A 19,007-nucleotide genomic window follows, 5' to 3' on the forward strand; every position below is an offset into this window, starting at 1 on the left:
CATGCGACTGAGTGACCGTTGGTTGGTTGCTGTGAAGTCCTTCGGTGTGCTCGCACTGAACTTGTCAGCGCTCCTGGCGCAGGGCGCGGAAGATCCGGCGGCTAACAGTGCGCTGCCGTTGAGGCTAGTCGCCGATATCTCGCTGGGTGGTCATGCGACCCGCCTGGATTACGAAAGCTACGACGCAGGCCGACAGCTGTTATTCATCGCGCACCTGGGCGACAGCACGGTGATTGCATTCGATACGCGTCGCTCCCAGGTGGTCGGCCGCATTCCGGAGATAGCGTCGGCCCATGGCGTACTGGTGATTCCCGAAATATCGCGGGTATATGCGTCGGCCACCGGCTCGAATGAGATCGTCGCGATCGACGAGACGACCCTGAAAATCGTCGCGCGCATACCGGGAGGTCGCTATCCGGACGGCATGGCGTACGCGCCCGACGCGCATAAGCTTTATGTCTCCGACGAAACGGGCGAGACCGAAACGGTGATTGACGTGCGGTCGAATACCCGGATCGCCACGATTCCGTTGGGGGGCGAAGTCGGCAACACGCAATACGATTCGGGTTCCCGGCACATTTTTGTCAACGTGCAGTCCCAGCGACAGCTGGTAGAAATCGATCCGACTACCGACCAGATCGTCGGGCGGGTCGAATTGCCGGGCGCAGAAGGCAATCACGGGCTACTGATCGAGCCGCAGCAACGGCTTGCTTTCATCGCCTGTGAAGGCAATGACAAACTCCTCGTCCTCGACCTGCGAACGATGGGCATCCAGTCATCCTTCGATGTCGGCAAGGATCCGGACGTACTCGCGTACGACCCCGGTCTGCATCAGCTCTATGTGGCAGGCGAAGCCGGCATCGTTTCGATGTTCAACGTCGAGGCAGGCAAAGTCTCTAAGATCGGCGATGGTCATATCGGCCCCAACGCCCATGTCGTGGCTGTTGATGGTGCGACGCACCGCTCCTATTACCCGTTAAAAAACCTGCGCGGGCAGCCGACGCTACGGGTCATGGAGCCGCGAGGCCCAGGGGGTATGACTCCACCTTGACGACCACCAACTCCGAATTGTTGGTTAGCCGCCATTATTACTCGCTCTCAGTGCTTGTGCCGGTGATGGATATCAGGGAAGTGGGGATGGCTGTGCCGGATCGGTGCATGATCATGTACGTGGCTGTGCGGCTCTGCTCCATCCCATTCGAACGAATGCTCATGCTGATGATGCTCATCGTGAACGTGACGATGCCCGTGTGTGAGTGGGTCGTGCTGATGATCGTGAGCATGGCTTTCGGTGAGGTGAGTCCAGACGCCAATACCCATCAAGATGGCCGCAACCCAAAACGTCAAGGAGACGGGCTCACCGAGAACCAAAATCGCAATGGCGGCCCCCAAGAATGGCGCTGTCGAAAAATACGCGCCTGTACGTGCGGTTCCGAGTCCTCGAAGGGCCAACACGAACAGAACCAGGCTAACGCCATATCCAAAAAACCCTACAAGCAACGTCGGCCCTAGCACGGTAATTTCCGGTATTCGAGCGCCGAGGAAAAGGGCCAATGAACAGTTAACTCCGCCTGCGACCAGCCCTTTGATACCGGCGATAAAAAGTGCGTCTGATGCAGAAACCTTGCGCGTTAAATTGTTATCGATCGCCCAGCAAAAACAGGCCACTGCCACAGCTACTGGGCCGATCCAATCATGCGATTGACCAGATCCGAGTGGCCAGGACAACACCAGTCCCCCCGCAACGATGGCGACCATTCCCGCAACAATCCGGCGATCTGCGTTTTCCTTGAACACGACCCACGCCAATAATGCCGTCAAGACCGCTTCCAGATTGAGCATTAGGGATGCTGTAGCGCCAGATGTTCGGGTCAAACCGAACATGAGCGCAACCGGTCCTAATACACCACCGAACGCGATAGCGCCCATAAGCCATGGCCACTCAGCTTGAGTTAGGCCGGTTTTCTGCCAGCCCCGATCACGAATGAATCTGACAATAGTCAGGCCTACGCCACTGCCCAAGTACAACAGTCCAGCCAATAGCACGGGAGAGATATTGATCCCCAATAGCTTGGCAAGCGGTGTACTCGCGCCGAACAACGCGGCAGCGGCAAGGGCGTAGAAGATACTCAGGTACATTCAAAACTCCGACGAGGGCGCTTGTGGCACCGCTTTGATTCATGGATCAAACAGCTGTACGAGTCGAACACCCAAGCTACTTCGAAATCAACTCACGTTGCAATTTCGCTAACCGCTTTGGACGTTCGTTGATCACCTGGTGGCGGCGATGGTCCGTCATTTTTTTCCAACCGCGAATTTCCTCCAGCGTACGCAAACAGCCTACGCAAAGGGTGGTCTTGCCATCGAACTTACAGACTTCAGTGCAAGGGGATTTGAGAGCCATGGCTCAGACCTCCACGCCCGGATGCACTTCAACGGTGAGGTGGGACAACCCTTTGAATTGGGCAAGGTGCTGATGATAAAACTGCGGAGTACGTTTCGGCTCTCGTGTGGTGACTGAAACCACCGCACCGAGGTGTCCGGGTCCAAGCCGCCATACATGTAAATCCACCAGTTGGTCACCGACATCATCGATGACCGCCTTGATCTTGCCTTCGATCCGAGCATCTGCACTGGCATCCACCAAAATCGCACCAGTCTGGCGTATCAAGCCGTAGGACCAGTTGGCAATCACTAATGCCCCGACGATACCCGCCAGCGGGTCCATCCACAGCCAGCCGAATGCTTGGGCCAACAACAGGCCAACAATGGCCATCACCGAAACAGCAGCGTCCGCAATAACGTGAATGTAGGCAGCGCGCATATTGTGGTCGCGACTGTCCACGCCATGGTCGTGATCATGCTCTGCGAATTCGACGGTCTGTTCACCGGAAGGCGTGCCCACGACTACTTGGAATCCGTGAGGCTCCGGAATTTCGCTGGTCGACTCCAGGAAGTCGGCTTTTTGCATAAAGCTAAACACTTGCCGAGAGCCATCAGCCCGTATCGTCGTAACGGTGACCTCACCAGGCGAAAGCAGTTGGCTTGTACCTTCGGGGACAAAGCGAAACACTGGTGGAACACCGTCTTCGAAGATTGATAGTTGGAACACTCCGTCAGGAGTAACAACACGCTGCATTTCTTCGTCATGGTCATCATGCTCGCCGCCGTCGGCATGCCCATGACTGTGTCCATGGCTGTGTCCGTGGTCATGCCCATGATCTGCACCGCTCAGCAGCCAGGCACTGGCAATGTTCACGGCCAGCCCGACAACAGCGATTGGAATGGCTTCGCTGAAATGGATGGGTACCGGGGAGAGAAAACGGGAAACGGCTTCGTAGCCTATCAACAAGGCGATCATTGCGAGAATGATCGCGCTGGTGAAGCCCGCCAGATCACCCAGCTTGCCAGTACCAAACACGAACCGCCGATCATTGGCGTGCTTGCGCGCATAGGTGTAGGCCAGCGCAGCAATCAACATGGCTCCGGCGTGGGTGGACATGTGCAAACCGTCCGCGACCAATGCGAGGGAGCCGAACAGGTTCCCGCCAATGATCTCGACCAACATCATCGCCGTGCACAGAGCAATTACAGCCCATGTCTTGCGCTCATTTTTTTCATGGCCCACGCCTAGGAAAACGTGGTCATGGTCGGCATTGAAGGGGGCGCCATAAAAATTATTCATATTGAGTTCACTTGAAATAGCGGTGGACGATTTCGATCAGCTTCTGTGACCCCCCTTCCTCAATCGGACAAGGTGAGGTCTGCGTTGGTGGATGCAGGGGCCGACATTTGGTACCGTCCCTCACATCGGCATGAAATATACTATACCCCAGTATATTTTCCTAGAATTGAGAGAAACCTATGGGACATACGATTCAGGACAAGAAGAAGTTGATCGCGCGGGTTCGGCGCATCAAAGGACAGGCCGACGCCCTGGAGAAGGCGCTGGAGCAGGAAACCGAATGCGTAGCGGTGCTTCAGCAAATTGCTGCGATAAGAGGCGCGGTCAACGGTTTGATGACACAGGTGCTCGAAGGCCATATTCGAGAGCACCTGGGCGCCGAAGGTGTTTCTCCGGAAGACAGGAAGGAAGATGTTGAGCAGGTGGTTACCGCTTTGCGCTCCTATCTCAAATAATGAGGCAATGAAGGGGGCTCCGCGTTTGTCGTCGATTTGATCGATAGTCGACTGTCTCTCTTCGACAAACGCGATGGAGGCCAAGTGAAATCAGCTAATCATTTTTGCGTTTCTTCAGCCAGCAGGCCGCAGGTAACACCAGCATCGACAGCAGGGGGACTGTGATCATCCCGCCGACCATGGGCGCGGCGATGCGCTTCATGACTTCGGAGCCTGCTCCGCTTCCCCAAAGGATTGGCAACAGATCGGCGATGATCACTGTGCCGGTCATCACCTTGGGCCTGACGCGCAGCACTGCACCTTCGCGGATCGACTCCAGCAAACTCGGGGTGTCTTCCATTCCTGTGTCCAGACGAGCCGTCCAAGCATTCTTCAAGTAAAGCAACACTATGACATCGAACTCGGAAAAATCCCGGCCAGGGCAATGAATCCGACACCTGTCGAGTCCGACAGATTGAAGCGATGCCGTAGGACTCTATCGCCAAAGCGATCTGAATCCCCCGTAGTTCTGTAGACAGCGTGACAGGCCGCTGTGGGTCCAGGCTGTGTGAAAACCCTGACCAAAAACTTAAGTGGGCGCTTCTACGCAAAATCTGAAATAGATCGGCTGTTGAGCAGAGTCGGATATTACGTAGGGGTGCGGTTTTCAGCCTTGCTTTTGGCCGTCTCTGCGACCAAAAACGTTTTCACCCAGCCTGGGTCGATTGCTGCCCGTAATTTACAGCTGCTACGTGGTAAGGATGTCCAGCTAGCGCCTCCAGCACAGTGCTCATGCTTTACAGAGACGGTGTACATTGCGGACTGCCAGCGTCCCTGTATCACCTGAATGGGGTATGAGGAGAGAGCTAAAGAGCCCCAGTTATACAACCAGGTTGGATGAGCTTTGGACTACTGGAGCGGGCTCATCTTGGTCACGCTAGCTTTCTTCGCCACAAAATTCGCGTATTTGCCATGGACACCACGTGATCCATTTCTGTGAAAAATGCGTGTGGTCTATGGACATCGGACACCTGATCTAAACCCTGACAAATATTCATTCAAACCGATGTCCATGGGTTGACATCTTTCCTTTACATCGACGAAGCCTTCGCGGATTTGACCGGCATACCTGGCGACCTGAACGAGTTCGGCCGCAAGATTCGCGCGAGTGTTTTGCGCTGCACAGGTATCCCGGTCGGGGTGGGCATCGCCGGCACAAAAACCTTGGCCAAACTGGCCAACCACACGGCTAAACGCTTGCAGGAAGTCACCGGCGGGGTCGTCAACCTCTGCGATCCATTCAAGCGCGACTGGGTGCTGCGCAACACCGACGTGGCTGAAGTCTGGGGCGTCGGGCGCAAAATGAAGATTCACCTGGAAGGCATGAAAATCCACTCGGCCATGGATTTGGCCAAGGCCGACCCCTGGATGCTGCGCAAAAAATTCAGCGTCGTGATCGAGAAAACCGCCCGAGAGCTGGCAGGAACTGCGTGCCTGGAACTGGACGAACCCGACCCGCCGAAACAGGAAATCTGCTGCAGCCGTATGTTTGGCAAACGCCTGACCGAACTGGCGCCGATCAAAGAGGCCGTGGGCACCTACATGCTGCGCGCCTCAGAGAAGCTCAGGGCTCAGCAGTCCCTCTGCAAGAAAATCCGCGTCAGCATTCGGACCGGGATGTTTAATCCCGAGGAAGCCAAATATGCGAATGGGGTTGTCGTTGATTTGCCGTACCCGACAGATGATGTGCGACTGCTGACGAAAATGGCGGTTGATGCGCTGGATCAGGTGTTCAGGCCAGGGTTCAAGTACAGCAAGGCTGAGGTGTTGTTGCTTGGTTTGTGTCAGCGAACCGAGTGCACGGCAGATCTGTTTGCGCAGGCGCAGTCTCCGGCCACTGAAAGGGTCATGGTTGTGCTGGACGAGATCAATGGGCGCTGGGGGAGGGGGACGCTGCGTCCGGCATGTGTGCCGACCGATCCGGATTGGGGGATGCGGCGGGATTTGATGAGTCAGAGTTATACGACGCGGTTGGATCAATTGTGGCAGGTTCGATGTTTTTGAGGTGGTTGAGCGCTGGGGTTTGGGTCTGGTTGGGTTTCACTGGCATATGGGGGGGTAGCGACTTTCTTCTGTTGTGATACGCGACACCTTCGACAAACAGGGTAATTCGATCGAGTTGTCGCCGCGTAACGTCCTGAATATAGCCTTGGAGCTGCACGCGGACATGGGGTGGCAACCGATTGTGGCGCCGGAAATGGGAGTGTCCCCCCGGAAGTGGAGTTTTACCTGACCCAGCGCTGCGATGAGCCAAACTCGTCACTCAAGGCGTCCTTGGCCGCTCTCTGCCAGCCGCAACAGGCAGAAATCGGGCCAGAAGCAGCCGGTCCGCTACTATCGGATTCCTTTTACTGCGAATCATGGATTTGAGGCGTCCGGCGCGTTTAAAAGATGGACTATGCCCGCGGCGGCGGCGCGGAGTTCCAATCCGCCTTAGATCTGCGCTGCGGGACGAAAAACATGGAAAGTCGCCCTTGTTGGATCGCGCGCGAACGCTGGAGGAAATCTGGGTGCGGCGCTACTCGGTGCGCCGATGGCTGATCAATCGCGCGACTCCGTCGGCTCAGTAACCGATCCTTCTCGACGCGCCGTCTCTGTTCAGAGTATTCGCCGATTTACGAATCGTTTCGTGTGGTATCGGTCGCGATAGATCAGGACCTGGGACTCACGCCATCTCAGAGGACCGTGCCAGTGCTTGCGTGTCGATATATTCGCGGATGTTTGTCACTTTGCCATTTCGAACAGTCATGGCGAAGACAAAATGATCCTCGAACGTCCTGTTCGTGGCTTTAACTTTTCCCGTGGCGAACCCGACTATCAGAACCCGGTCTCCCTGCGCTACAAATTCGGGGGGCTCCGGGAATGAAGTTTCCATTTCGGAAGTCTTCTGAAGCAAATCAGCCAATCCTTGGTGCCCGCAGTGCGTGCCGGCCAGCGGCCAGTCCTCGCCCGGAATAATCCACTCGATATCTTCGGCAGACAACGCCAGCAGAACTGGATTATCGCCGCGGCCCATGGCTGAAAAAAAGTCCTTCACAATCTGGATATTTTCTTCGATGCTCATCGAAATCTCTCCGTGTCCCTTTTTCATAGGATTGTGTCCGATCTAATCGGACACGTTGTTGTCTGCCGGTGAGGACGTGGCGTCGGTGAGTCAGCCGATATCGACATTCATGGCGATGTCCCAGGTGCCGGCGCCGTTTTTGGCCAGGCCAATCATCATCAGACCGAGCCACTCGAGCGTCTGGGCCATCTGCAGGCCGCCGACATCCAACGGACGCAGCCCGAGACTCTCGAGGAAGGTCGAGACGCGCGCCTTGGCGTCCGCATCGTCCGCCGCGATGAACGCGTCGAGGCGTTCATCCTTGGCAAGTACGTGGCTGAAGAGGGTATTGAACGCCTTGACGACATGCGCATTAGCCGGGGCGCACTTGGCGATCTCCTGCGCGCCGGAACTGCCGTGGGGGGTAACGAGGCCCGAGAGATCGGGAGCGACAGGGTTGGTGATATCGATGATCACCTTACCGTTGAGCGCTTTCCCAAAGTCGGCCAGTACCGCCGCCGCACTGGGGTAAGGCACGGCGAGAATCACGATGTCGCCCGCCGGAGTGGCGCCGTAAGTCCCTGTGGTCGCTCCAGATGCGAGCTTGTCGGCAAGCGCCTGCGCCTTGGCGGGATCGCGACTGACCACCTCGACGGTGTGTCCGGCCTTGGCGATACGGCCGGCGACCGCCGTGGCCATGCCTCCCGAACCGATGATGCTGATAGTGCTCATGAGCAGTCTCCGTTATGAATTCAGGTATTTCCCATCTTTTCTGGACGGGCTAAGCCGTCTCGGCTTGGCCACCCGCCGGGCGCAGTGCGACCCGGCGGTGTGCCGTTACCTCATCAGTCGGCCGGGAAGTAATGACCGCTATCAAGATCGGCGAAGAGTCCGGGTTGGGTCGGTTCCCAGCCAAGAACCCGGCGCGTGATGGCGTTTGATGTCGGGGTGTCCAGCGTGACCAGATTCGCAAGGAACCCGAAGTAGCCGGGCAGCATCAGCACGTCCGCAGGAATAGACACGGCCGGCAGATTCAACCGGCTGGCAATGGCTTCGGCAATCTGGCGGTACGGGACAGCTACGTCGGCGATTGCGTGCCAGCTTTTGCCGGCGGTGCCTTTCTCCAGCGCCAGTCGAAACACGGTGGCGAGGTCACGGGCGTGCACGGCCGCCCAACGGTTGGCACCGTCTCCGGGATAGCCGACGATACCCTTTTCCTTGGCCAGCCCGATCAACAGCGGAAGGAAGCCGGCGTTATCGGTGGAGCTGTGCATGATCTCAGGGATTCGCACGATCGAAGACCGTATGCCCTGTTCGGCGAGACCGATCACCGTGGTTTCCACGATGTTCCGAACCCGCAGGGTATTTTTGTAGGGATCGCCGCCGGGGAGGGGTAGATCCTCCTCGGTGGCCGGCCGGCCCAGGCCCTCCCACCCGGGCGAGCCGACGCTTCCAGATGCGACCAGCGGCTTTCCGCTTCCGGCCAGTGCTTCGCCATAGGCGAGCATTATCTTAAGCTCCGCAGCCGCAACAGCGTTGATCCCGCCGGTTGGAATCAGGTCCTGCCGGTGCGCGACGTGGATGACGCCGTCCGAAGCTGCGGCCGCCTCTTTGAGCCCGTCGAGATCTTCGAGATTGCCGCGACGTACCTTGGCGCCGAGCGCAGCGACCTGCGCCGCGGCCGTATCGGACCGAGCCAAGGCAGTGACCTCATGGCCGGCGGCGATAAGGTCGGAGATGATGTACGGACCGGAATGGCCAGTGCCCCCGGTAACAAAAACGTGCATATGCGTGCTCCTTGTAAGTGATGGGGTGTGGCAAAAGGTGCTAGAGGACTGTGCCGGGCGCATTTGCGATCCGGCGCCCCGCCGTCAGCTCAAGTCAGTCGGCGGAAAGTAATGGCCGTTGTCCAGGTTCTCGATCAGACCAGGCTGAACGGGGTCCCAGCCAAGAGCCTGGCGTGTGATGGCGTTCGATGCAGGGAGGTCCAGCGTGGCTACCGCTGCCAGGAACCCAAAGTAGCCCGGCAGCATCAGTTCGTCCGCGGGGATGCTCACGGCGGGTATTCCCAGGCGAGCGGCTATAGCCTCGGCGATTTCGCGGAACGGGATGCCCTCGTCGCCGATCGCGTGCCAGGTTTTGCCTGCGGTCCCCTTCTCGAGCGCCAGGCGGAACAGAGAGGCAAGATCGCGGACGTGCACGGCGGGCCACCGGTTCTTGCCGTCTCCCGGATAGCCGGCGAAACCCTTTGTCTTCGCGAGCATGATCAGCTGCAGGCGACCGGTCGCACTGTGTAAGAGAGTGGGAATCCGCACGACCGAGGATCTAACACCTCGCGCGGCGAGGCCCACGACGGCGGTTTCGACGATATTGCGTGCTACCAGAGTGCCTGAATCGATCGGGCCGCTAGGCAGAGCGGGATCATCCTCGGTCGCAGGTCGGCCCAGACTGACCGGTGCGCCGATAGGCGCCGCCCTGCCCACGTTCATGGGCGTACCGATACTGCCTGCAACAACCAGTGGTTTATCCGTGCCCGCCAGCACTTCGCCGAACGCGAGGACGGTCGCGAGTTCCGATTCGACTAAGGCGGCGATCCCGCCGGACGGAAGCAGTTCGGCCCTGTATCCGAGGTGGATGACGCCATCGGACTCGACCGCTGCGGCCTTGAGTCCTTCGAGGTCGGCAAGATCTCCACGACGCACCTTGGCGCCGAGCGCATACGCCGTTGCCGCGGACGCGTCTGACCTTGCCAGAGCGACGACCTCGTGGCCGGCTGCGATGAGGTCGGGGATGACGTACGAACCGACGTGGCCGGTGCCGCCAGTGACGAAAACGAGCATGTTATTGACCCTTCTGAGCAGTGTGATACGAGACGTGCTGCTGCGCGTGCGCTCAGCCAGGAAGGCTGACGCCGATCGCGAAATTGGTGTTTTTGACCGAGTGGGTCATGAGGCCCAGCGACAGCAGGCAGACGTGCTCCAGCGTTCGAGCCATAAGCAGCGGCCCAGTGTCCATCGGGCGCAGTCCGAGGCTTTTGATGAACGCCGCGACGCGTACCTTCGCCTGCGCGCCGTCCCCGGCGATGAACACGTCCAGCGGGTGACCCTCGACTGAACCGTTGGCCAGGACGTGGGAGAAGTGGGTGTTGAACGCCTTGACGACTTCTGCGTCGGCAGGGGCGGCTTTGGCAATCTCCTGTGCGCCAAAACTGTCCTCAGGGGTCACAAAGCTCGTGAAGTCGGGGGCGACGGGGTTGGTGATGTCAACAAGAAGCTTGCCTGCCAGTGCTTCGCCGTATTGCTTCACCACGTCGAGAACGGCGGAGTAGGGAACCGCCAGGATGACAATATTCCCAGCCGGCGCAGCGCCGAACGTTCCTGTCGTCGCGCCGGCTCCGACCTGCTCGGCAAACGCCCGCGCCTTGGCGGCGTCGCGACTCATCAACTCGACGGTGTATCCGGCCTTAGCGGTAAGGCCGCCGATCGCTGCGGCCATTTCACCTGAGCCGATAATGCTGATTGTGCTCATACGCAGTTTCCTTGCAGGTATGGGGTTGATCATTCTTAGGCTGCTGGTGCGATCCGTTGAACTCACTCAACGTGCGACCCATGCTGGTCGTTACACTTGCAAAAAGCAAGTGATATACAGAATTTTACTTGCGACATGCAAGCGATGCTAAGATCCAGCCATGAAGACAACTCTTAAAGAAGACTTTCGTTCCCATTGCGCGGTGAACTACGGCGTGGAGATTTTCGGCGACCGATGGTCGCTCTTGATCATTCGCGACATCGTTTTTGTCGGCAAAAAGACGTACGGCCAGTTCCTGAAATCGGAAGAGAGAATCGCGACCAATGTCCTTGCTACCCGCCTTGCCTTTCTTGAGGAACAAGGGGTTCTCTCGAAGGCGCCCAGCCCCGACGACAGGCGCAAGGACTTCTATACGCTGACCGAGAAGGGCCTGGACCTCATTCCCATGGTGCTTAACATTGTTCTGTGGAGCGAGAAGTACGATGCGAAATCGTACGTGCGGCAGAGCAAGGAGTTCGTTGCTCGATTAAGTGAAAACCACAGGCAGGTGAGCGAAGAGGTGAAGGCGCTGGTCCGCAATGGCGGATGTATCTTTCCCGAGGTGAAGGATCTCACCGTATGACCTGAGTCGGTCAAAACGAAGGACACCTTCGTGCGGATAACGGTAATTATCGCCAGTGGAAGAAAACCCATCCAGACCGGCCCTCGGCATCGATTGGGCAGATACCAAGCACGATATTTGCCTACAGGCTGGGGATGAAAACCATTGCCAGTTCGACTGTATCCCCCATCAGGCTGATCGCATTGATGAGTGGGCGAAGGCATTGCACCTGCGCTTCGATGGCCCTATCGCTGTAGCTCTGGAGTTGGCCAAAGGGCCTATTGTCTCGGCACTGCTGAAGTATGATTTTTTCGTGCTGTTCCCGATCAATCCCTCGACGCTTGCCAAATACCGCGTGGCGTTCAAGCCGAGTTGCGCCAAGGATGATCCCACCGAGGCGGAATTGGCACTCGATCTACTGCTTCGCCATCCTCAACGGTTCACCGCGCTCAGTCCATGTAGACCCAAGCATCCGATTCAGGCTAATTCAGCGATGCAACGGCTGCTCAGTATCGAGCCGCCAATAGCGTTCAGGTAAGCTCATATCAGCGCGTTTGGCGGCTCCGAATTGCGGAAGCTGACTCTCATATGCGCCAACAGCGTAGGCTTTCTTTCTTAAACTTGAGGTGGGAAATTTAATCGCACACATTCCTAGCCCAGCCTGCTTCCACGCTGCTAGCCGAGTATGGACTAGGCCCGGAACCCGCCGATAGATGCACTCCTCATAGACGAACCAGTTTATTGGGTGGTCAGTATTTCCATCCTCTATGTACTGCTGCGCAAGAAGAAATGCTTCGCGCACCACTAAACAAGCGTTGCTTGTCAGCAGATGATCGGGATGGACAAGTCCCATAGGCATGAGAACGATCCCACCCCTTTGCTCAAGGATTGTTTTTAGCGCCGGTACGAGGTCGGTCGTTTGATAATTGCGACCGTACTGGCTATCCCAAAAGCTGAGCCATGCGCCTCTCGCGCCAAGTCTGCGCATCGACTCCGCATCTTCCTCACGTCGTGCAAGCACGGCCTGATACCCACTACTAAACCCTGTTGCTATATCCCAAGCCGGGGCCTTCATTTCAGGATCAGGTACGCCAGCGAATACGGTAATGACAAGAGCGTCCTGACTCTCAGCCAAAAGGCAGCCGCAACTAAAGACAGCATCATCCAAATGTGGGGAAATTACGGTGATCTGTTTGGGGATTGGCAAAAGCATTTGATCCACTTTCTGATAGTAGATGTGTAAGGGCCTGTCGCTTCATCAATTCAGGGCAAGGTGCCTCTTCTCAGTTATAGCCAAGTTTATGATGTCAGGCGCGCAAGGAAGCGGAAAAAGAGCGAAGATTGTCCGGGCTGTAGCGCTTCTTTCTCTTACTTTTGAGACCAGCTGCATCAAGCGTCTGATATGCAGCGATCCATTTTCGAAGCGATAAAGCATACCCCTGAGGATGCGCGACCTCTGTGATCCGTTGCTGGCGTTCGTGCCTACCCTGGGCTGGAGTCGTGCCACCTACGTCGTGTTCTCTCGTCGCGAGGGCTCGGCGGCTTGGTGTGCAGGGATCGAAAAGGCTTTGCGTTTCTTCGGTGGTACGCCGAGAAAACTGCTGTTCGATAACGCCAAAACCATCATTCAAGACCGTGACGTCTATGGCCCTGGTGAGCACCGCTGGAACATCGCATTGTTAAATCTGGCCGAACGCTACGGTTTCACACCGAAGGTCTGTAGACCTTATCGGGCACAGACCAAGGGCAAGGTCGAGCGCGTCAACCATTACCTGAAACACAGCTTCGTGTTGCCTCTGGCGGCCTCGCTCAATCAGGTCAACCTGGTATTGGACGTGGAAGTCGCCAACAGCAAGATCGGCCCTTGGCTGATGGACATTGCCAATGCCCGAGTCCATGCCACGACGGGAGAAGTCCCACAGCATCGCCTCGATACCAAGGTGCATCACCTGTTGTCGTTGCCAGAGCCCAACGTCGTTTCGCCCAAGGTGGTCTCGGTGATTCAGCCGATGCCGGTGGAGACTCTGCAGCATCCGCTGTCGGTGTATCAGTCGCTGCTGGAGGTGCATCCATGAGCCTTCAACATTTGTGCATCGAGTCCCTGTGCCAACAGTTCAAGCCCCATATCGTGCAAGTCAGCGGGCAGAGGTATCGGCTGAAGGACAAGCTGAAATCTGGCCAGGTCCTACCTCGGGAAACAGCTTCACCACGGCCATAAATCGACTTCAACTACCGCCAGGGTTTGTCAGTTTTACTTCGGTAGGGTGGGTCAGTTTTCAACCGGTGTTGACACAGATCAATCTGCTCGCCCACCTCACTCTCTCCAGAGCACTTCAAGTGGCCAAGGCTGTGGCGCGGTCATCGCTCTCTGGCAATTCAATCGTGTTACCGCCAGGCGTCAGGATTACTTTTCTGCAATCTTCTTCCTTCTTGTCAAAGACCTTGTATCCCTCAGCGGCCTGTTCCAGCGACATTCTATGGCTAATGATGACCTCGGGAGAAAGATGACCGGTCTCGATATTCTCGAGTAGCTCGGGCAGATAACGTTGAACATGCGTCTGTCCCATCTTGAAGGTGAGCCCTTTATCGAAGGCGTCGCCAAACAGGAAGCCATGGATAAAACCGGAGTACACCCCTGGAACACTGACCACTCCACCTCGTCTTACCGCCGCAATGCATTGGCGTAACGCTTTACCGCTACTGCCTTCAAGTTTTAGCGTGGCAAGTACCGTCTCTGTGGTGCTGCCTTTTGCTTCAAAACCGACCGCATCTACTACACCGTCAACTCCACGCATGCCTTTGGTTAGGCGAATGATCGTGTCTGCAGGATCATCGTCTTTATCGAAATTAATCGGGATGACGCCATAGGTTTTCTCTGCATAAGCCAGGCGATAGGGATGGTGGTCGACCATGAAAATCTGGTCTGCCCCAAGCATCCTTGCGCAGGCAGCACTCAACAAACCCACTGGCCCAGCGCCGTAGATAGCGATGCTCGAGCCGTTTCCAATTCCGGTATTCGTCACCGCTTGATACGCAGTTGGCAGAATATCCGAGAGGAACAATACCTTCTCGTCCGACAGCGTTCCCGGCACTTTAAAAGGCCCGGTGTTGGCCTTGGGAACCCTTACGTACTCTGCTTGCCCGCCAGGTATACCGCCATACATGTGGCTGAAACCGAAAAGAGCCGCGCCCGGCGGGATTGCTTTTTTGTTCATGATTGCTCCACGGCCGGTGTTAGTGGTTTCACACGCGGCGAACAAATCCATTTTGCAAAAGAAGCAACTACCGCACGCGATTACGAATGGGATCACCACCCGGTCACCGGGTTGAACGGCTGTGACGGCTGAACCTGTTTCCTCGACGATGCCCATAAACTCATGACCGAAGATGTCCCCATGCTCCACAGTCGGAATTTTTCCACGATAAAGATGGAGGTCAGATCCGCATATTGCCGTTGCTGTAACCCGAAGAATGATGTCGTCGCTGTCCTCAATAATCGGGTCGGGAACAGTGTCAACTTTTACGCTGTGTGCTCCGTGGTATGTAAGTGCTCTCATGACGTCCAGCCCTCATTAGCGTGATGGTAAGCGGGAGATGAGTGATATCGGAGGGAAGTTCAGAGGGATAGAGCGGTAGGTGACTAGCGGTCGGTATGCGTTAAACCACTGACGTGGTGAGGCTATCCCGGTGACCAGTGCTCACCGGAATTAACCAACTTCGTCAGGGTCAGCGCATGCGACCACCGCGATAAAGTGCCACCAAGCACCCTAAAATCAACACACTCGCAGTGGCCACCAGGAATACCGGCACCTGACGTTGGGGGTTACGCCAACCACCCTCTGCTCGTCTTACGTTGTCTGTGGGTTCAAACAGGTTGCCAGGCGTGCGTGCCGACTGTGGCCTGCGATCAAGGCTGAGTTGAGTAATCCACCCGGCTAACCGGTTGAATCCAGGCAATAGAAAATGCGCCATGCGTACAAGATGAGCCGCGCTTCCCACGGTAGTGCTGACCCGTGGCTTAACAGCGCAATCAACCATTGCCTTGGCAACGTTGTGTGGGTCGTAAATGGGGAACGGTGGTCTTAGGGAGTGCCCCGTGTAATTGCCGGCATCCCGAAACCCAGGGGTGTCCATTACCGCCGGATAGATATCGCACACATGAATATCAGGATAGCTGTGAAGCTCGCCGCGAAGGGCCTCACTTAAGCCGCGCAAGCCATACTTACTGGCGGAATAAGCGGCCGCATAGGGTTGAGCGACCCAGCTCCCCAACGACAACGTGTTGATCAAGATGCCGCTCTTCTGTTTTTTGAAATAGGGCCAAGCCACGTAGGCGCCGCGCAGGTATCCGATCAGATCCGTTTGCAACACCTGCTCATGGGCCTCGAGAGGTGTTTCCTCGAAACTACCGACCGCACCTACACCGGCATTATTAATCCAGATGTCAATTCGGCCGTTACCGAACGCCGCGGCTTGAGCGCCGAGGCTCAGCATTTGCTCGCTGCTTGTCACGTCCGTGGCCACTGCTACAGCGGCGGTACCGCATTCCGTGCATTCGTCGAGTACATCGAAAAGGGCCCCGTCATCTCGTGCAGCCAACACCAGACGGGCGCCTTCACAGGCGAATGCAAGCGCTGCAAGACGGCCTATCCCACTTGAAGCGCCGGTGATGACTACCACCTTGCCACGCAGTTTCCCGACATAAAGGTCTTCGCATAGAGCTGAGCTTTCGAATTCTTGGTTAGACGGTTCGTCGTCTGGCGCGTGGAAAACCACTTTTTTGAGCTTGAGGGAGGCGCCATCTACCAAGGTCAACGTCAGATCTTCGATGGTGCCGGCGATCCGACCAGGGAATGCTGGATCGCCAACCGCATCCAGTTCGTCATAATAAAACTCCTGACCCTCCAGCCACCCGACGGACGTCAATAATTCCGGGCCAAGGTAATACTTCCCGTCCAGGAAAAAACCGGAAAAATCCCGACTGTGTCCCGAGCTTTCTACTGCATAACGTTCGCCCGCTTTCATACCCGTTGCTGAGCTGATCATGAGTGTGGCCTCCAGTCGCTGGTTTTGCGATAGAGGTCGGCGCACCAGTAATGTTCCGTCGAGATGACTAAAAGGACTGCCGAGAAAGCCGATCGGTTTTCAAGCAATTTGAACTTCTAGATGTCTGATAGGAGGGTGGGAGTTACCGTGCGAATCATCCATACCGCGTGTCGATAGCCGGCAGAAGCCACAGGTCTATTTTTCGGTTGAATCCCGTTAACGCGATTGAGCTGAACTTTCGTTTATGCGCAAACCTCCTAAATGCAGTATCGCCGACATTTAGGCGAAATTCAGCTTCAGGAGCGTCAATCATGACCGCCTCACTGCAAGGTAAAACCGTACTGATCATTACTGCGAATACCGGAATCGAACGTGACGAACTGCTTAAGCCACAGCAGGCGCTGAAGGCCATGGGGGTCTCGTATCAGTTACCGGAAAATGAACACTGAACGTTGTGCCACTGACAGCACTGGAACTCACTGAAACACTACCCCCATGTGCCTTGGCGATTTCCCTGACGATGAACAGCCCCAATCCGACGCTTCTCAAGTCATTGTTAATTTCGGTGCCACGGGTCATCGGCTCAAAAAGCACGGCGATTACCGATTGGGGTATCACCGCTCCTTGATTATGTACAGACACGGCAGCCCCGTCGCGCTCCACCCTGGAGGTGATAGTGATCGGTTGTTGCAGGTCACCATAGGCCACACTGTTGGCAACTAGATTCCCGATAATTTGCTGGACACGGTCAGCGTCCAGATAGGCGGTGCCCGCGCCGAGGGACTGGTGCACCAATATTGCTTTTGGGAAGGCCACGCGCAGCTCGTTCAGGCTTTGTCCGATGACGTTGTGTAAGTCCATAGCCGAGCGAGCAACCCCGATGCCTCGACCGACTCTGGCCAGGGCGAAATCGAGCAGATCAGCGATCATCCGCTGAGCGCGTTCGGAGGATTGGCCGATATGGCCAAGCAGTTGAGTTTCTTTGCTGGTGCGCTCGCCTCGGGCGAGAAAGTCAGAGGCCATTTTGATAGCTGTCAGCGGATTCTTAAGATCATGGCTGACGATGGCCACCATTTGCTCGGCAAACAACGCTCGCCGCTGGGCCTTTTCGTAGGCCAGTTTCAGTTCAGCCTGAGCCTGCCGGAGAGCCGTTTCAGCAGCAGTTTTTTCTTGCAGCAACGCTTCAGCGAGTTGGCGGGCATTCAGCAGCTCGCGCTCGTACCTATCACGGTCGGTAGTGCCGAATAGCGCCAGTTCATAAAACGCGCCGCTGTGCTGCTCACGTCTTACGCCGTTAAGAAGCATGGTTATCGTGTGTTGGTCGCGATGCTTTAGATCAAGTTTTACCTCGGCCACAGAGCCTTGCATCTGCATCAAAGGCGCCCAGTGCGTTTGATGAAAAATACGCCCGCCCATGGTCAACAGATCCTGAAAGCGACGCTTACACAGATCCGCCTCGCTAAAGCCTATCCAGTTGCAGAAAGTAAGGTTGGCCCGCAGGATCGTGCCGTCCTCTTTTGTCACCACTAATCCGCAGGGAGCGTCCTCGAACAAAGCCTGCGGGCTGGGCAACGGTGGTAGATCATCTGACATGCGTACCCACCCACGGAAGCAGGAAGCTATCCATGGCTTCAGAACAGGCACTCGGGGCGCTCATGTGCGGGCAATGACCAACATTTGGCACCAGGCAAAATGTGCTGTTAGGCAGGACAGCATGCAAATACTCGCCTACAACAATCGGGGCGATGAGGTCTTCGGTGGACTGTAAAATCAGTGTTGGCGTTGTCAGCCCGGCAACATCCTGGCGGTTGTCTGAGGTAAACGTCACCCTCGCAAATTGCTTGGCGATCTCGGGTTCGGTACGACAGAAGCTATTGGTCAGTTCGTTACTCAAGGCGGGTTGCCCCGGCGCACCCATAATGACTGGCGCCATGGTGCTTGACCATCCAAGGTAGTTACTGTCCAAGGTATCGAGCAGCGAATGGATGTCCTCGAGTTTGAACCCGCCTATGTAGTCGCCGGAATCGATATAGCAGGGCGACGGGCCGATCATCACATGAGCTGCGATTTTGCCTGGAGACAGACGGTCGGCTAAAACACCAATCATGGCGCTGACAGAATGGCCTACCAGAATTACCGGGCCGGTGGCGAACTGATCAACGACCTCATTCAAATCCCGCGCATAACCCGCAAGTGAGCTGTACTTTTCTCGGTCATACGCGCTCAGATCGGATTTTCCAGCACCGACCAGGTCGTACATGACTACCCGAAATCGGCTGGTGAAGTGCTGGAACAAGTAGCTCCACATGGTCTGATCACAGCCAAAGCCATGGGAGAAAATCAACGTCGATGGGCCTTCACCCGTGACGCGTACGTTGTTGCGATGTTGAATATCCATGAGTGGTTTCTCTGGCAGCCCGAGCGATTTTGGTTGCGGCTGCGACCTCATCTTGCATGACCAAGGTGACCACAGCAACGCTGCAGTCTTGTACGACGATGCCAAGTTTGCAAAGCGCGACTTCTAGCCAATAAAAACTGTATTTGGCAGATTACTGTCGATGTTAGCCGGTAGTGACGGTGCGACGGGTGCTTTTTGCGACTGGCAGAAGT

At 56.4% G+C, this 19,007-nt stretch carries 17 protein-coding genes and 6 pseudogenes; 9 read left to right on the plus strand and 14 right to left on the minus strand.

Features of this window, described 5'->3' with window-relative positions; translation table 11 throughout:
* The first annotated feature begins 1 nt into the window (after position 1).
* The gene (locus ACF0H7_RS13010; RefSeq protein WP_397453159.1) at positions 2–1,051 is read left to right on the plus strand and encodes a hypothetical protein; all 1,050 of its coding nucleotides are present in this window, start codon (positions 2–4) and stop codon (positions 1,049–1,051) included.
* Between the two features lie 47 nt (positions 1,052–1,098).
* On the opposite strand, the gene ACF0H7_RS13015 is transcribed toward ACF0H7_RS13010, so the two are convergent.
* The 3 genes from ACF0H7_RS13015 to dmeF form a co-directional block, all read right to left on the minus strand.
* Positions 1,099–2,139 carry an EamA family transporter gene (locus tag ACF0H7_RS13015; RefSeq protein WP_397453160.1) on the minus strand — a complete coding sequence of 347 codons (1,041 nt, stop codon included), beginning with the start codon at positions 2,137–2,139 and terminating at the stop codon, positions 1,099–1,101.
* Between the two features lie 76 nt (positions 2,140–2,215).
* Positions 2,216–2,404: a DUF1289 domain-containing protein gene (locus ACF0H7_RS13020; RefSeq protein WP_397453161.1), complete on the minus strand. Its 189-nt coding sequence runs from the start codon at positions 2,402–2,404 to the stop codon at positions 2,216–2,218.
* Between the two features lie 3 nt (positions 2,405–2,407).
* Positions 2,408–3,685, minus strand: a complete 1,278-nt coding sequence (gene dmeF, locus ACF0H7_RS13025; RefSeq protein ID WP_397453162.1) for a CDF family Co(II)/Ni(II) efflux transporter DmeF — start codon at positions 3,683–3,685, stop codon at positions 2,408–2,410.
* 179 nt (positions 3,686–3,864) lie between these two features.
* Between dmeF and ACF0H7_RS13030 the strand changes: the two genes are divergently transcribed.
* The gene (locus ACF0H7_RS13030) at positions 3,865–4,140 is read left to right on the plus strand and encodes a metal/formaldehyde-sensitive transcriptional repressor (RefSeq protein WP_397453163.1); all 276 of its coding nucleotides are present in this window, start codon (positions 3,865–3,867) and stop codon (positions 4,138–4,140) included.
* A gap of 94 nt (positions 4,141–4,234) precedes the next feature.
* Here ACF0H7_RS13030 and ACF0H7_RS13035 read toward each other — a convergent pair.
* Positions 4,235–4,599 (minus strand): annotated as a pseudogene (locus ACF0H7_RS13035) (efflux RND transporter permease subunit); the annotation flags it as partial.
* A 326-nt stretch (positions 4,600–4,925) separates the two neighbouring features.
* Between ACF0H7_RS13035 and ACF0H7_RS13040 the strand changes: the two are divergent.
* The 3 pseudogenes from ACF0H7_RS13040 to ACF0H7_RS13050 all read left to right on the plus strand — a co-directional run.
* A pseudogene (locus ACF0H7_RS13040) lies at positions 4,926–5,060 on the plus strand (DUF4113 domain-containing protein); the annotation flags it as partial.
* Between the two features lie 154 nt (positions 5,061–5,214).
* Positions 5,215–6,183 (plus strand): annotated as a pseudogene (locus ACF0H7_RS13045) (DUF4113 domain-containing protein); the annotation flags it as partial.
* Positions 6,184–6,247: 64 nt separating this feature from the next.
* Positions 6,248–6,485 (plus strand): annotated as a pseudogene (locus ACF0H7_RS13050) (glutamine synthetase); the annotation flags it as partial.
* A 359-nt stretch (positions 6,486–6,844) separates the two neighbouring features.
* Here the strand turns inward: ACF0H7_RS13050 and ACF0H7_RS13055 are convergent.
* The 5 genes from ACF0H7_RS13055 to ACF0H7_RS13075 form a co-directional block, all read right to left on the minus strand.
* Positions 6,845–7,243 carry a nuclear transport factor 2 family protein gene (locus ACF0H7_RS13055; protein ID WP_397453164.1) on the minus strand — a complete coding sequence of 133 codons (399 nt, stop codon included), beginning with the start codon at positions 7,241–7,243 and terminating at the stop codon, positions 6,845–6,847.
* 90 nt (positions 7,244–7,333) lie between these two features.
* Entirely contained in the window at positions 7,334–7,954 is a 621-nt protein-coding gene (locus ACF0H7_RS13060) for an NADPH-dependent F420 reductase (protein WP_397453165.1), read from the minus strand.
* A 113-nt stretch (positions 7,955–8,067) separates the two neighbouring features.
* Positions 8,068–9,009, minus strand: coding sequence for an SDR family oxidoreductase (locus ACF0H7_RS13065; protein WP_397453166.1), 942 nt, complete (start codon positions 9,007–9,009; stop codon positions 8,068–8,070).
* Positions 9,010–9,093: 84 nt separating this feature from the next.
* Complete coding sequence (locus ACF0H7_RS13070) at positions 9,094–10,062, minus strand: SDR family oxidoreductase (RefSeq protein ID WP_397453167.1); 969 nt, start codon at positions 10,060–10,062, stop codon at positions 9,094–9,096.
* 52 nt (positions 10,063–10,114) lie between these two features.
* Positions 10,115–10,750, minus strand: coding sequence for an NADPH-dependent F420 reductase (locus ACF0H7_RS13075; protein ID WP_397453168.1), 636 nt, complete (start codon positions 10,748–10,750; stop codon positions 10,115–10,117).
* 160 nt (positions 10,751–10,910) lie between these two features.
* Here ACF0H7_RS13075 and ACF0H7_RS13080 point away from each other — a divergent pair, with 160 nt between their 5' ends.
* Positions 10,911–11,372 (plus strand): winged helix-turn-helix transcriptional regulator, encoded by a 462-nt coding sequence (locus ACF0H7_RS13080; protein ID WP_397453169.1) that lies wholly within the window; start codon positions 10,911–10,913, stop codon positions 11,370–11,372.
* 55 nt (positions 11,373–11,427) lie between these two features.
* Entirely contained in the window at positions 11,428–11,889 is a 462-nt protein-coding gene (locus tag ACF0H7_RS13085; protein WP_397453170.1) for a transposase, read from the plus strand.
* On the opposite strand, the gene ACF0H7_RS13090 is transcribed toward ACF0H7_RS13085, so the two are convergent.
* Positions 11,839–12,564 (minus strand): PIG-L family deacetylase, encoded by a 726-nt coding sequence (locus ACF0H7_RS13090; protein WP_397453171.1) that lies wholly within the window; start codon positions 12,562–12,564, stop codon positions 11,839–11,841. The two genes, ACF0H7_RS13085 and ACF0H7_RS13090, sit on opposite strands and share 51 nt — an antisense overlap.
* 250 nt (positions 12,565–12,814) lie before the next feature.
* Between ACF0H7_RS13090 and ACF0H7_RS13095 the strand changes: the two are divergent.
* Positions 12,815–13,426 (plus strand): annotated as a pseudogene (locus ACF0H7_RS13095) (DDE-type integrase/transposase/recombinase); the annotation flags it as partial.
* Between the two features lie 258 nt (positions 13,427–13,684).
* On the opposite strand, the gene ACF0H7_RS13100 reads toward ACF0H7_RS13095, so the two are convergent.
* Positions 13,685–14,908: a zinc-dependent alcohol dehydrogenase gene (locus tag ACF0H7_RS13100; RefSeq protein ID WP_397453172.1), complete on the minus strand. Its 1,224-nt coding sequence runs from the start codon at positions 14,906–14,908 to the stop codon at positions 13,685–13,687.
* Positions 14,909–15,077: 169 nt separating this feature from the next.
* Positions 15,078–16,397 carry an SDR family oxidoreductase gene (locus tag ACF0H7_RS13105; protein WP_397453173.1) on the minus strand — a complete coding sequence of 440 codons (1,320 nt, stop codon included), beginning with the start codon at positions 16,395–16,397 and terminating at the stop codon, positions 15,078–15,080.
* Between the two features lie 311 nt (positions 16,398–16,708).
* Here ACF0H7_RS13105 and ACF0H7_RS13110 point away from each other — a divergent pair.
* Positions 16,709–16,819 (plus strand): annotated as a pseudogene (locus tag ACF0H7_RS13110) (protease); the annotation flags it as partial.
* Here the strand turns inward: ACF0H7_RS13110 and ACF0H7_RS13115 are convergent.
* On the minus strand, positions 16,782–17,990 hold the full coding sequence (locus ACF0H7_RS13115; protein ID WP_397453174.1) for an ATP-binding protein: 1,209 nt from the start codon (positions 17,988–17,990) through the stop codon (positions 16,782–16,784). The pseudogene ACF0H7_RS13110 and the gene ACF0H7_RS13115 overlap by 38 nt on opposite strands.
* Complete coding sequence (locus ACF0H7_RS13120) at positions 17,980–18,795, minus strand: alpha/beta fold hydrolase (protein ID WP_397453175.1); 816 nt, start codon at positions 18,793–18,795, stop codon at positions 17,980–17,982. Before ACF0H7_RS13120 ends, ACF0H7_RS13115 begins: the two co-directional genes overlap by 11 nt.
* Positions 18,796–19,007: the final 212 nt, after the last annotated feature.

The organism is Pseudomonas sp. NA-150 (genome assembly GCF_044336365.1).
Taxonomy (GTDB): Bacteria; Pseudomonadota; Gammaproteobacteria; order Pseudomonadales; family Pseudomonadaceae; genus Aquipseudomonas.

Coding starts and splice junctions, on each gene's coding strand:
- ACF0H7_RS13060 (WP_397453165.1), bottom strand. CDS start 7,954: ATGAGCACTATCAGCATCATCGGTTCGGGAGGCATGGCCACGGCGGTC.
- ACF0H7_RS13115 (WP_397453174.1), bottom strand. CDS start 17,990: ATGTCAGATGATCTACCACCGTTGCCCAGCCCGCAGGCTTTGTTCGAG.
- ACF0H7_RS13100 (WP_397453172.1), bottom strand. CDS start 14,908: ATGAGAGCACTTACATACCACGGAGCACACAGCGTAAAAGTTGACACT.
- ACF0H7_RS13070 (WP_397453167.1), bottom strand. CDS start 10,062: ATGCTCGTTTTCGTCACTGGCGGCACCGGCCACGTCGGTTCGTACGTC.
- ACF0H7_RS13020 (WP_397453161.1), bottom strand. CDS start 2,404: ATGGCTCTCAAATCCCCTTGCACTGAAGTCTGTAAGTTCGATGGCAAG.
- ACF0H7_RS13015 (WP_397453160.1), bottom strand. CDS start 2,139: ATGTACCTGAGTATCTTCTACGCCCTTGCCGCTGCCGCGTTGTTCGGC.
- ACF0H7_RS13120 (WP_397453175.1), bottom strand. CDS start 18,795: ATGGATATTCAACATCGCAACAACGTACGCGTCACGGGTGAAGGCCCA.
- ACF0H7_RS13010 (WP_397453159.1), top strand. CDS start 2: ATGCGACTGAGTGACCGTTGGTTGGTTGCTGTGAAGTCCTTCGGTGTG.
- dmeF (WP_397453162.1), bottom strand. CDS start 3,685: ATGAATAATTTTTATGGCGCCCCCTTCAATGCCGACCATGACCACGTT.
- ACF0H7_RS13090 (WP_397453171.1), bottom strand. CDS start 12,564: ATGCTTTTGCCAATCCCCAAACAGATCACCGTAATTTCCCCACATTTG.
- ACF0H7_RS13055 (WP_397453164.1), bottom strand. CDS start 7,243: ATGAGCATCGAAGAAAATATCCAGATTGTGAAGGACTTTTTTTCAGCC.
- ACF0H7_RS13105 (WP_397453173.1), bottom strand. CDS start 16,397: ATGATCAGCTCAGCAACGGGTATGAAAGCGGGCGAACGTTATGCAGTA.
- ACF0H7_RS13030 (WP_397453163.1), top strand. CDS start 3,865: ATGGGACATACGATTCAGGACAAGAAGAAGTTGATCGCGCGGGTTCGG.
- ACF0H7_RS13075 (WP_397453168.1), bottom strand. CDS start 10,750: ATGAGCACAATCAGCATTATCGGCTCAGGTGAAATGGCCGCAGCGATC.
- ACF0H7_RS13080 (WP_397453169.1), top strand. CDS start 10,911: ATGAAGACAACTCTTAAAGAAGACTTTCGTTCCCATTGCGCGGTGAAC.
- ACF0H7_RS13065 (WP_397453166.1), bottom strand. CDS start 9,009: ATGCACGTTTTTGTTACCGGGGGCACTGGCCATTCCGGTCCGTACATC.